This window comes from Herpetosiphon geysericola, assembly GCF_001306135.1.
In the GTDB taxonomy this organism is placed as follows: Bacteria; Chloroflexota; Chloroflexia; order Chloroflexales; family Herpetosiphonaceae; genus Herpetosiphon; species Herpetosiphon geysericola.
The window spans coordinates 133738-147531 of the sequence record NZ_LGKP01000013.1; the positions used below are offsets into that span (position 1 = coordinate 133738).

3 protein-coding genes are annotated in these 13794 nt (G+C 54.4%); 1 reads left to right on the forward strand and 2 read right to left on the reverse strand.

Annotation, left to right across the window (positions count from 1 at the left end):
* The first annotated feature begins 93 nt into the window (after nt 1-93).
* Nucleotides 94-669 carry a dihydrofolate reductase family protein gene (locus SE18_RS08235; RefSeq protein WP_054533958.1) on the forward strand — a complete coding sequence of 192 codons (576 nt, stop codon included), beginning with the start codon at nt 94-96 and terminating at the stop codon, nt 667-669.
* Nucleotides 670-731: 62 nt separating this feature from the next.
* Here SE18_RS08235 and SE18_RS08240 read toward each other — a convergent pair whose 3' ends face one another.
* The gene (locus SE18_RS08240; RefSeq protein ID WP_054533959.1) at nt 732-12953 is read right to left on the reverse strand and encodes a hybrid non-ribosomal peptide synthetase/type I polyketide synthase; all 12222 of its coding nucleotides are present in this window, start codon (nt 12951-12953) and stop codon (nt 732-734) included.
* A gap of 164 nt (nt 12954-13117) precedes the next feature.
* The gene (locus tag SE18_RS08245) at nt 13118-13744 is read right to left on the reverse strand and encodes a hypothetical protein (protein ID WP_054533960.1); all 627 of its coding nucleotides are present in this window, start codon (nt 13742-13744) and stop codon (nt 13118-13120) included.
* Nucleotides 13745-13794: the final 50 nt, after the last annotated feature.

Sequence of the window (13794 nt, forward strand, 5' to 3'; positions counted from 1 at the left end):
TTTTAACCAACCCTTGCATCCAAGCACCCATAGCTTCAGCATGCACCATGCTATACTCACACAACAGAAGCCTAGTTGTTAAGGAGGTTGGGTGTGCGTAAACTAGTTTATTTTGTGGCGTGTACCGCCGATGGTTTTATTGCTGACGAAGCTGGTGGCTTTAATTTCTTTCCGCTGGCTGGCGGCCACATGGACTACATTCGCCAAGAATACCCTGAAACGATGCCAACCCATGTGCTGAGCATGCTGGGGCTTCCAGCTGAGCAAAAGCGCTTTGATACGGTGCTGATGGGGCGGCATACCTATGCGGTTGGTTTGACCGAAGGCGTGACCAGTCCCTATGCGCATTTACGCCAGTATGTTATTTCCTCGTCGCTTGGCAAGCTTGATAGCCCAGAGGTGACGCTGGTTGCCCAAGATCCGCTTGGTTTAGTTCAGAGCCTGAAACAAGAGGATGGCCGTGATATTTGGCTGTGTGGTGGTGGCTCGTTGGCCAGTGCCTTAATCAGCGAAATTGATGAACTTGTGCTCAAAGTTAATCCCGTGATGATTGGCCAAGGGATTCGATTGTTTGCTGGCTTGGGCCAACCAGTTCAGCTCGAATTGCTTGAGCATCAGGCGTTTGAAGGTGGCGTTGCTGTCCATCGCTATGGGCTGAAGCAGGCTTAAAGCGGGGTTGGGCATGGAGTTTTTCCATGCCCAACTGTTTTTTGATCTGCTGACGTTGTTGCTTACTGCTGGTCGCTGGTTTGGGCAATTTCGCGCGTCGCGAGCAGCTGCGGATTGGGCAAAAAGCCTTGTAAATGCAAGGGTGCTGGGCCAAACCCAGCCTTAATCACTGCGTCGCGATAGCGCAGCGCTGCCTCAACCTCAACCAAGCCCCGCGTTAATGGCAGCGTCGGATCGGTTGCCCATAACAAGGCTTCGAGCTGGCAACTTGCAGCGGCATCGGGCAAAATCTCGGCCAAAATTCGCTCGCGCACTGAATCGTCGCCAAGCGGCAGATCGATTGTGCGCTGGCTTGGTCCGCAGGTCAGTTGCCCCCCACCCACAATCAGCACATCGCCACGCGTTTGCATGCGCTCAATCGCGCGCTTGGGGTCAAGGCATGGCGGAAACGAATCATCAACGAGAATCGTGCCTGCTTGTAAGCGCTCAACCTCGATAATCCCCGCCGTGCTGGTGGCGGCAACAATAATTTGGGCTTGATACACGGCCTTGGGCACACCACTCGCAGCAGCAACAATCTCAATCGGGCCTATATAGCCAGTTGTTTGCCGAATTAGCGTCATCAAATCGACCAGCCGCTGTTGATTGGCTGCGGTATCGCAGAGCACCAACGAGCGCGGATGCGGCAAGCTGCGCAAGATAACCTGCAAGACTGATTGGCCAATTGAACCAAGCCCAAGCATGGCTAAGTCGCTGTCTGCCAGCTGTCGTCTGCTTGCCTTGAGCACAGCTTCCACGGTCTGGCTCACTGCAACTACGGTTGTCGCATGGCCGGTGGTTAATGCTGGCCGTGCTTGCTGATCGCCTTCGATCGCTCGCAACACCCCAAAGCCATAGCCAGTCAGCGCTGGCAACATCCCAGCCAGCGAGACGCAGCGTGCGCCCCGCGCTTGAGCGAGCAGCATGCTAGCTGCAATCGCGCTTTCAAGCTCGGCAGCATGTTCTGGCCGTAGTTCCTCTGCAAACCAAGGTAAACAAAGCATGGCCGAAGCGCCGATTGGAGTTTCAAGCAGTTCAACCCAACGCGGCTGGCCATCGGCAAACAGCAATTTGCGCAGCTGTTCGCGAATTGTTGATTCAGCGCCTTTGAGGCCGAGGATCGCGGCAATGCTGCTGCTCGGCGGCAAATAGCCGATTAATGCTGCATCTAAGGGTGCAGTTTGCACGTTGCGCTGGCGATTATCAAATTGAATCATACTGCTCGCACTCTGGTTTGGTTTGGCAAGCAGCAGCTGAATGTCTGCAATGATGCCATCAAGCAAATGCTGGAGTGTTGCAGGATCAAGCTTGGTGGGGGCCGCTTGCAACGTAAGCCGTAACTCGCCATTGGCTGCGCGAGCGGCAAAGAGCAGCTCGGTTGCGCCGAGCGGTGGTTGAATTTCGGTTTGCGAATTGGCCCAATCAAGCGTGAGGGTTTCGCTGCTGAGGCTGCCTAGCGCATCAAAATCGAGAAAGGTGAAGAAAAATTGTGCTCCAGTCGCGGTGATTGCTGCATTTCCGTTATTAAGGCCAATCAGGCGCGCAATCTCGCTTGGGGCCAGCGCATGCTGATAGGCGTTGCGAAAGGCTTGGGCAACTGGGGCTAACAACGCTTGTGCCGACTTAGCAGGCTGGCTATAGCTAAAACGAATTGGCAGCGCGGTCGCAAAACAGCCAAATATCCGTTCAATATCGGGCAAGGCTAGGTCACGGCCAGCATGGGCAGTGCCGATCACAAGGTCATCAACGCCAGTTAATTGGCGCAGCTGGTGAATAAACACGCTCAACAGCACCAGATAGGGCGTTACGCCCGCTGTTGCTGCAAGCTGGCGCAATTGGCCGAGGGTGGTTGCCGGCAGCACATGGCTCTCAAGCAACGGCGTGCTTGCTTGAGCTGGATTGCGTGCTTGCAGCAGTGGGCGGTGATAGGCTTGGCGAAATATGTCACGCCAATAGCTTGCCGCCGAAGCATTGTTTGATTGTTGAATAATATTGACATAATCGCGAAAGCTTGAGCGTAACGCTGGTAGATTTGCGGTTTTGTCAGCCACAAGTGCATCATACATTTGGAGCAATTCTTGGCCAAAAACCCATGCGCTCCAACCATCGCCAATAATATGATGGGCTGCGATCAGCCAGATATGGCGATTTGGGGCGAGTTGCAGCACCCGCATTCGCAGCAGCGGCAATTGCTCAAGTTCAAAGCGTTCTGCCTGTTCTGCATGCCAATAATGCTCAATCAGCTGAGTTGGATTGGCCCCAGCCGCTAGCGCTGGCATCAAGTCGTTGAAGCTGATTTGGATCGGTTCAGTATTGGCCTGAACTTGTTGGCGCGGTGGGCGTTGATCAACCAACATTCGCACTCGCAACATCTCGTGGCGCTGTACAAGCATTGTTAAAGCTTGTTGAAGCAGGGTTCGATCAAGCGGGCCGTTGATCGCTAGCCGCGCGCACCAGGTGGTTGGCGTTGCAGGATCGAGCGTTTCGGCCAGCAAAAAGCCAATCTGGGCCGGAGTTAGCGCAAAACTTGCATGTGCAGTTTGAGCAGAATGATGAGTTTGATTGGGCTGCTGATTGCTGGTTGCTGCATCTAACGCTTGGGCAAAGCTGGCCAGCGTGCTGTGTTGATACAAGGTAGCCGCGCGTGGTAGCACGGGCACACGACCTTCCAAACGGGTCAACACTTGGAGCAGCAACAGTGAATCGCCGCCCAATTCAAAGAAATCAGCATCGCGCGTGACGCTTGGCAGTTTCAGCACCGCTTGCCAAATTTCAGCAACTAGCTGCTCGCTTGGGGTTTGCGGCAGCGCGCCATGCTCCACGCTGGTTGGCGCAGGAATTGGTAATCCGCGCAGGTGGCCACGATCGATCTTGCCTGAACTGCTGATTGGTATGGTTGCTACTTCCAGAAAACGCTGCGGAATCATCTGCGGTGGCAAGCGCTTTGCCAGCCAGCGCCGCAACTCAAGCTCGCTTGGCAAGCTTGCCTTAGGCTCCACATAGGCGACGAGGGTCGGTTGCTCAGCATCAGCTACCAGACAAACGGCCTTGGTAATCGCTGGATGCTCATGCAACGCCGCCTCGATTTCTGCTGGCTCAATGCGATAGCCACGTAGCTTGATTTGCTCATCGGCGCGACCGATAAACACCAAATTGCCATCTGCAAGCTCGCGCACCAAATCGCCAGTCCGATACAAGCGCGCTCCTGAACCCAATGGATCGGGGACAAATTGGCGCGCCGTGAGATCGGGCCGCCCAAGGTAGCCCGTCGCCAGCCCAATTCCACCAATATACAGCTCGCCAGTGGTCAACGCTGGGCAGAGATTGCCCTTCTGATCGAGCACCCGCGTGATGGCTCCGCTGATCGGTTTGCCAATTGGAATCTGTGCGCTAGCCGTGCTAGGCCGTTGTTCGACTAGATAGGCGGTTGCGTTGATCGTGGCCTCAGTTGGCCCATAATGATTAACAATCTGCTGGCGCTGGCCGTAGATATCCATCCAGCGGCGGACATAGCTGGCAGGGAGTGCTTCGCCACCAACTCCAATTAAGCGGAGCTCGGCCAAGGTTGGCGGCGCTTGACCCTCGGCGATTCTGCGCTCAATTGTGGTAATCAGGCTTTCCCACAGCGCTGGCACCGAACGCCAGATCGTTGGGCGCTCCCGCTCAAGCGCTTCGAGTAAGCCAATCGGATCGCGCACGACCAGCGGTGCAAGCAGAATCACGCTGCCGCCAGCAGTCAGCGGGCCAAGGATTTGGCTAATTGCTGCATCAAAACTCAAGGCAGCGGTCTGGAGCAGCCGATCGTTGGGGCCATAATCAAAGCGTTCGACCAGCCAGTTGAGGTAATTGGCAAGCGAGCGCTGGCTAATCGGCACGCCTTTTGGTTGGCCAGTTGAGCCAGAAGTAAACATAACATATGCTAAATCGTCTGGTTTTGGGCTGGCGATCTTGGGCGTTAAAGCTGGCTCAAACGGCGCTTGCAACAGCTGATCGAGATTAAGCAACGCAAGCTGGTTTGCTGTGCTGGCTTGCAGTTGTTGCGCTAGCTCGTTAGTTTGACCATGATAGAGCGCTAGTTGCACGGATGCTTGGTCCATCTGGGTTTCAAGTTGACGTAATGGATAGCTCGCATTCAAGCCTAGCCATGGCACGCCCGCCCATAGTGCACCAACAATCCCTATAACACTGGCGATTGTCGGTTGGGTTAGCAACCCAACTGGCTGATTAGGCCGTGCACCATTCGCCAACAGCCAGCGCGCAACCCGATCTGCGCTGCTTGCTAGTTGGGCGTAGGTCAGGGTTGCACCCTCGGCTTTGACCGCGATGCGCTCTGAGTGGCGCAAGCATTGGGCAAGAATGCGAGCTGGGGTCAGTAAACTTGGGTCAATATGTGGCGGCGATTCTGGCGCAGCATGTTGGATTGTTGGTTGTCCAAGCGTTACCAGTTCGCGTTGATAGCTATCTGCAAGCTGCTCGATGGTTTGGGCTTGAAAGGCTGTTGTTGCATACATCCATGTGGCTTGCAGCTGGCCATTGACTTCGGAAATAAGCAACGAGAGCTTGGTTGCTGCGGTGGCCGTGCTTGCCGTCAGCGCTTCGATCTCAATGGGGCAATCGGCGGGCAAACTTGCGGGAAAGCGGGCCAGACTGAACGAGGCGGCACCTGGCGCGCGCGGCCCTGTCTGCTGGCGAACTCCCGCTAAGCGTGCTAAATCAAGCGCTGCAACCGTGGCATGCTGTTGAATTTGTGCCCATTGATCGCGAATCACGATCGCAAGATCGGTGATCTGCTGGTTGGCTGCAAGCTCCAAGGGCAAGGGCAAATGGTCGGCGCAACAGCCAACGATCTGTTCGATTCCCGTTAGGCGAATGCCCCGCCCATGCTCGGCCACGTTGATCGCGATGGCGTTGGTTTGGCTCCAGGCCGCTAGCTGGCGAGCATAAATTGCCAGCAACAGGTGAAAGAGTGAAACATCGCTGCTGGCTGCATGCTGGCGCAGTTGGCTGCTCGTCGTCGCATCCAATTGGCGATAAATGCTGCCAATCTGATAATCAATTGTTTGATCCGCAGGCGCATCATTTGGCAACGACCATGCGAGTGCGGCGCTATGCTGGTGAAATAGAGCTTGCCACCAATTGCGATCAGCGCTTGCTTGAATGCTTGCTGCTGTTTGCAAGGTTTGGATGGTGTATTGTTCAAAGCTCGTAGTCAGTGCAGGCAGCGCGATTGGCTGCTTTTGAACCAGCTTGGTATACACCTGCCAAAGCTCATCAAGCAAAATGCTGGTGCTCCAGCCATCAGCAATACTGTGGTGTAGCAGCAGATACAAGTCCCAGCGATCGGCTGCAGCATTGCATAGCACAACCCGAAACAGCGGCGGGTTAAGCAGATCAAAGTGATAATGCGCCAAGTGCTGCTCGAATGCTGCCCGATCAGCTGGAGCCTCGTGCTGCTCAAACCATAGGCTAGGTGGCAGCAGATTTGGATCTATGATGCGTTGGCGTGGTTCAGCTTGGGCCTGATCAACAGGCTCAAATTTGGCCCGCAGCATAGGATGCCGCGCCACCAAATAGCTAAACGCAGCCTGCAAAACCGTAGGATCGAGCAAGCCCGCAATCTGCTGGCAAATCAGGGTAAAAGCTGGGCTTTCTGGATAGAGCTGATGGCCAACGTAAAAGGCAATCTGGGCTGGAGCAAGCGGAAATGGTGCTGCGCTACTGATTTGCGGAATGGTCTGCACAACAGTATCAATACTTTGAGTTGCGGGCTGCTCAGCGTCAAGTAACGTACTGAGATGCGCCGCCAATTGACTGATCGTCTGAAACTCAAAAAACAGGGTCAAGGGCAAAATCGTGCCTGTGGCTTGCTCAAGCTGCTTAACCAAATCGACAGCTTGCAGCGAATCAAGGCCCAGCGCCAGAAATGATGCATCAGTAGCGATCTGCTCTGCTGGTAGTTTCAGGGCTTTGGCAACCAACGCTTGAATGTGTTGGCTAAGCTCATTTGAATTCAAGCTTGCCGCTGATGCTCGCTTGAGCAGTGGTTGGCTGATTGCTTGGGGCTGCTGGTTGGTTTCCGCAGGTGCCACAATCACAATCTGGCGCTGATCTGCATACAGCACCTGCTCGAAGGCGTGCAGCGCTTGGCTCGGTTGCAAGGGTGGCAAGCCACGTTGGCGTAGCTGCTCGACCAACATTGGGGTTGCCGCCAAGCCGATTCCATCCCATGCGCCCCAATTCAGCGCTGTCATTGCCCGACCTGCTTGGCGCTCGCTGGCGGCAAATGCATCGAGAAAGGCGTTGGCCGCCACATAATCGGGAATGCCACCGCCAAGCCCTGGCATAACCGAGGCAATCGATGAGCAATTAAGAAAGAAGGCTGGTTTTTGCTGATGGCGCTCAAGTGCCCGCGCCAAGAGCCATGTGCCCTTAACTTTTGGCTCAAGCACCGCCGCAAATTGCTCAGCGCTTTTGCTATGCAGCGACGCGACATCAGCAATTCCTGCTGCTTGGATAACGCCAAAAATCCCAGCCTCGGTTGCTGCCAGCTCGGCGATAAGCTGCTCGACCTCGTGGGCAAGGCAAATATCAACTTGGCGATAGTGAGCAGTTGCGCCTAAGGCGGTAAGTTCAGCAAGCAAAGTTTTGCGCGCTTGGTCGAGCGCCGAGCGGCCAAGCAGGATTAAGGTTGGTTGGTTATTGCTGGCCAAATGGCGAGCCAGCTGGGCGCCAACTCCACCAGCACCGCCAACAATCACAATCACGCGGCCTGGCAGTTCAGCAGGTTTGTGGCTGGTAGTGATCGCTGGCAAGGTTGCTAATGCACGGGCTAAGCGCTGACCGCCACGCCACGCCACCACGCCGTTGCTTGGTTGGAACTGCAACTCAAGCGCAAGTGCTTGGAGTTGTGCAGCAGCCTCAGCATTCAGCGCCAGCTCAAGCGCCACACATGGAATACCAAGGTGCTGATCTGGCAAGGCAGCAGCCAAGCCTGCAATTAATGCTTGCTCTGGGGCAATCTGCTCTTGTTGCTCAATTGGGTAGGCTCCAGCAGTAACAACCCACAAACCTTCTGGCAGAGCTGCTTTGGGTTGAGCTAGGATCAATTTGCTCACTGCTAAAAGGTCTAACACGCCAGCAGTCGCTGGCTGATCGGATGTTGTAGGCCAATCAGCTAATATAATCAGGCCATAGCGCTGACCGTTGAGCGTTGCCAGCTGCTTCGGCAGCGATTCGCCGTTGGTTAGCACGCAGGGCTGATTGGTGGTGTTGAGCATTGCTGCAAGCTGCTTGGCTAGCTCATGATCGGGACTGGCAATCAGAATCCAGTGCTCGATTAGCTGCTCAGCGCTTGCAGGGAGGACAGTCGGTTGCCAAACCAGCTGTTGCAATAATGCTGGCGCAAATTTTGGTTGCGGAGCTTGAGCACTACTCAAATCATTTAATGTGAGCAATATCTGACCATCGGCAGCCTTGAGTTGTAAGCGATAACCATTTGGGGTCGATTGCAAGCTGACTGCGCTGATCTGCTGGCCGTGTAAGTGCGCAGATTGGTCGGGTGCTGGCCGCAGTTCAAGCGCTTGTGTTTTTGGCAGCAGGCGTTGGGCGGTTGGCAACCAATGGCGCTCACGGGCAAAAGGATAATTTGGCAACAGCACTCGGCGCCCTGTTCCGCTTGCCAGCGCTGGCAAATCGAAATCAACGCCATGAACCCATAAGCGCCCAATTGCATTACGAATTGTGGCCTGATCATCCTCGCCACGGCGGAGCAGAGCCTCAACACTCCAGCCAAACTCGCGGCCTGCCAGGATTTGGCGCGCAAAAGCCGCCAACGTGCTGCCCGGCCCAATCTCAATAAAGATATCGAAGCCTTCAGCAATCAGCTGTTCAAGGGCAGGCGCAAAACGAACTGGCGCAACAACTTGGCTGGCCCAGTAAGTAGCGTCGAGTTTGGCAGGGCCGCGCATCCATTCAACCGTGATGCTGCTCAACAATGGAATGGCTGGAATTGTTGGCTCAAGCGCGCTGGCTGCTTCGGCAATGGCTTGGACAGCGGGCTGCGTCAAGGGCGAGTGATAGGCCATTGTGTGATTCACGATCACTGCATTAAAGCCATCACGCTCTAGTTGCTCTAGGGTGCGTTTGACTGCGCTGCGCGTGCCTGAGATAACCACTTGATTGGGCGTGTTGTAGGCAGCGATACTTAGTGGCGCTGTTTGTTGGGCCACCAGCGCCGCAACCAACGCTTCGGGCGCAAATACTGCTGCCATCATGCCAGGCTCTGCCAAGCTTGCCATGAGTTGGCCGCGCGCTCGTGCTAGCTCCAAAACTGCCTCAAAACTAAGCACGCCTGCAATGCATGCTGCCGCCAGCTCGCCAACACTATGGCCCACAACTGCGTCGGGCTTGAGTCCCCAACTCAGTACTAGCCGTGCTAAGGCAACTTCAAAAGCAACCAACAGCGGTTGAGTAACTTCAGTATCAGCTAAATCTGCACTTTCAACATCTGCTGCAAAACACCATTCAAGCAGGGTTCGACCTTTGATCAGGCCAAGTTGCTCCGAGGCTGCATCAAAGGTGTCCTTAAACATAGCTTCTCGTTGATAGAGCAACGCTCCTTGTTGCGGATATTGCGCGCCTTGGCCTGCAAACATTAGCACTACTTTGCGCCGTTTGGTCACGAGCGGCCCAACCAACAGGCTTGGTTCAACAGTGCCAGCAGCATAATGCTCTAAGCTTGTGGCTACCGCTGCCAGATCAGCGCTGACGATGGCTGCCCGCTGGGCAAACACTTCGCGTTCTGCTAAACTGAAATACAAGTCTGCTACACATAACGAATGCTCAACTCGAATTCGTTCAGCCAAGCCAGCAGCAAGTTGGCGCAAGGCCTGTTCATTGCGAGCCGAAATTGGGATAAGCTGTAGCATAGCCTCGGCGTTTTCAGCGACTGGATTTGGTGGCGCTTCCTCAAGAATGATATGGGCATTCGTGCCGCCAAAGCCAAAGCTGTTAACTCCAGCGCGCAACGGTTGCGGCCCCTGCCATGCTTGCAGTGTCGTGTTAATCGCCATACCAGCAGGCTCCAGTTCGAAGCGATGATTGGGCGTTGTATAGTGCAAGCTTGGCGGAATTTGGCGCTGCTGCAGCATCAAAATCACTTTGATCAGCGCAGGAATACCTGCGGCGTTGAGTAAATGACCCAGATTGGTTTTGACCGAGCCAATCAAGCGTGGCGCTGCATTACTCGCAGGCGGAAAGATTTGGGCTAATGAGCGAGCCTCAGTTGGGTCGCCAATTGCTGTGCCTGTGCCATGAGCCTCGATATACGAAACACTCGCCGGATCGATCTGGGCCTCTGTATAAGCTTGGCGCAAGGCTTCTGCTTGGCGCAACGGATTGGGAGCCATTGGGCTGAGCGAGCGGCCATCATTATTAATTGCCGAGCCGCGAATCAACGCCAGCACGTTATCGCCATGGTGTTGAGCCTTGCTTAGGCGCTCAATAATCAAGATTCCAGCCCCTTCACCAAGCACAATTCCATCGGCTGCATCGTCGAAGGCTCGACAACGTCCGCTTGGCGAGAGTGCTCCAGCTCGATCCAACAGCTGAAATGGCGTTTCAGTCAGGTTGAGGTTTATCCCACCAACAATCGCCAGATCGCAATCGCCAACCAAGAGGCTGGTGCGCGCTAGATGCAGCGCAACCAAGGTCGATGAGCAGGCAGTATCGATCGCAATCGCTGGGCCATTCAAATCAAGACAATGGGCAATCCGTCCTGCAATCAGGTTGCGCATGTTGCCAGTTGCCGCCGATGGGTGTAATTGTTCGCTATTGGCTAGCAGCGGCAGCAACAGCTCTTGATACGAGGCCTCGCCAACCCCAATAAAGACGCCAACCCGCCGCTGTTCGCGCCGCTGGGCTGCATAGCCAGCACGTTCTAAGGCGTGGTAGGCCAATTCCAACAGGATTCGCTGTTGCGGGTCCATCGCTGCTGCTTCGGCAGGGCTAAGCTTAAAAAAGCTAGGATCAAAATAACTCACAGCATCTAATTGGCTGCCCCATGCTTGGCCTTGTGGTGCAGGACTAGCAAGGCCATCGAGCCGTTCGCGTGGTAGTTGCCTAACGCTATCGACGCCAGCCACCAGATTGGCCCAAAATTCTTCAGGCGTTGCAGCATCAGGTAGCCGACAGGCCATGCCAATAATAGCAATTGGCTCAGGTGTCGCGCTAGGCTGGTACTGGATTAGCTCCGGTTCTCTATTCTGGTTTGACATAACTGTTGATTGCATTTGCAGCCAAGCAGCGAGGCCAGCAGGGGTTGGCTGTTCGCGCAGCGCAGCAACATCAGGCTCGACATTAAAGCGATCGCCAATCGCCGCCAACAGATCCATTAATTGCAATGAGGTAGCGCCAAGATCAAACACTGAATCGTGCAGCCCAATCTGGCTGGGATCAATGCCGATGATTTGGCTACAAAGTTGAATGATTGTTTGTTCGATGCTGGCGGGAGCCATGCTGGCCGCTGGTTGGTTGCGTTCTGCCAACGCCGTTTGGACGGCGCCAATTAGGCCGCTAAACTCGCCAGCTTCGTAGCGTTGGCGCAACTCAGTACGCCTAATTTTACCGCTGGTTGTGCGCGGGAACTGGCTGGCACGTAGTGGCACAATCTCAATTGCGGTCGTGCCCGTGGTGCGGCGCATAGCGCGAAGCAGCTCATTAATTGCTGGCAAGACAGATTGCCAAGCATTCAGCGCCAAAAAAACGATGACGCGCTCTTGTGGATTGCCAACGCCACAGACAGCGATGCGTTTTGGATTCAGCCCTTTGATGCTGGTTACAAGGGCTTCAAGGTCGGGTGCATGATGCTTGTGGCCATTCACAATCACAATTTCCTTGGCACGCCCAGTGATGACCAAACGTCCGTTGTGCAGAAAACCAAGGTCGCCAGTGCGCAGCCAACCATCACAAAATGCTGTCGCCTGATCATTGCTGCGATAATAACCGCGCATTAACTGCAGCCCTGCAACCTGAATATGGCCAACGTGGTCAGCAGGAAGCGGCTGATCAGCAGCATCGACGATTCGTACATGGCAATCAGGAATTGGCACCCCAACATCAACTAGCTCTAAATAGCGTGTTTGATCGTTCAAATTGTGCTGTTCAGCGACGATCCTAACCCGCTCTTCTTGAAGCAGAATCTGGCGATCAACAAGATGGGTCAACATCCCTGTGCCAAGCGGCGATAGCGTAACCCCAACACTAGCTTCGGCCAAGCCATACACTGGCAACAGAGCTTGTGCGGCGAAGCCTGTCGCAGCCACATGGCGAAGAAACGCCCGACAGCGCTCGGCTACAATTGGCTCTGCGCCAACAATCAACAATCGCACACAGCTCAAATCAAGCCCTGTCAGCTGGTCTGGTTTAACCCGTCGGGTTACCAAATCTAAGGCAAACGGAGCTGCTGTCAACAATGTGGCTCGATGGCGATGGGTTTGTTCTAGCCAGCTGGCTGGGCGGCGGGCAAAGTAAAATTCATCAATTTTGACCTGTTTAATCCCAGCTGCTAGCGGCAATAAGTGAGCGGCAATCAGGCCCATATCGTGATAATAGGGCATCCAACTAACGACGCAATCATTGGAATCAATCGCACAGGCACTGCCCATTTGGCGCAAATTGGCTAGCAAACCAGCGTGAGTTAGCTCGATGCCTCGTGGCTCGCCAGTGCTGCCCGATGAAAATTGGAGATAGGCGAGATCGCCAGCTGCTGCTGGCGTTGAACTTGATGAGTCTGAGCGAAATAATTGAACCGTTGCAGTTGACCATGGTCCAGCAAGCGCCTGCTGTTCGTGCTGCAACGGCGAGGCTTCAGCAAGCAATGCCTCACCAATGGCGGCACTAGTAAGGAGTGCTGGTTGCTCAAGCGTCTGCCAAATTGCCCGAATTCGCGCTGGTTCGGCGGCAAGCGGGGCGGGAATCAAGCCAGCGAGGATTGCACCCCAAAAACCAGCCAGAAAATCGGCACTTGCTTCGAGCGCAATTAATAGCACTTGGCCTGCAACCAGCCCATTGCGCCCTAGCTCCGTAGCGACCTGTTGCGCTGTTATATACAGTTCGCGATAGCTAATCGCTTGTTCGTGGTCAGCAGCTGCCCGATGAATAATCACTTGGTCGGGTGTGGTTTCTGCGCTAGCTCGCAACAGATCAGGCAGCGTCCGAATAGTGCGCGACAACAAATCAGCAACCATGCGGCATTCTCCAGTAGAGCCTTCCTCGAAAAGACGTTGATAACAGGATTGCCGTTCTCATGGAAATGACCAAGGTTCTGGACATGTATCAGCGTACAATGGGCGGCGCAGCGATTTTTTCGTTAAGAGAATACCACAAGCTCGCCGATGAATGGTGTTTTGACCTAAGGTAACGTAATTTTACGAATTGGCCCTGGTTCTGCTTGACGCGGCCCTACGGTCTGCCAATCCACAAAGTAATAGCTGCGACTATCAGGACTCCATGCATTGTTACATCCAGTCGTGTAGGGGGTTGATGGGAGATCGATGACAATGGTTCCACGCTCTCCTGTCACTGGATCACGTTCCCAAATCTGTGATCCATTCGCCACATAGCGTCCATCGGGCGAGGGATTCCATTGCGGAATCTCCCCATTATACGTACTCGGTGATAGTGGATGTGTTAAGGTCGTCGTATCCGTCACGATGCCATTGGGAATATCGTATAACCAGCGTTGCTCCACCAAGACCACATCAGCGGCATACCAACGGAGTTCCGGGATGACATCAAGATCCGTGGTGGAAAGCGGAATTGTGATCGTCATGATAGTAGTGAGATCGAATATCTGAACATCAGAGATACCTTCATAGCGATCTTCAGCTATATAGGCGATCAGATAGTTATGCGATGGTGAGAGTCTACAGCCAGTAACAACCACATTCGGAATGACAATTGGCGCAACCCGATCGCGTTCTGAAGCACAGCCACTAACGAACCCAAACAGCAGTATTCCAAGGTAATACCAGCGCATGCTTGCCCCTTTCTTCGGTTATCTCAGCGTAGTAGCTTAAGTATAGCGCT

What these genes read in the sequence shown, in the direction of transcription:
- SE18_RS08245 (WP_054533960.1), bottom strand. Translation starts at nt 13,744, where the DNA reads ATGCGCTGGTATTACCTTGGAATACTGCTGTTTGGGTTCGTTAGTGGC.
- SE18_RS08240 (WP_054533959.1), bottom strand. Translation starts at nt 12,953, where the DNA reads ATGGTTGCTGATTTGTTGTCGCGCACTATTCGGACGCTGCCTGATCTG.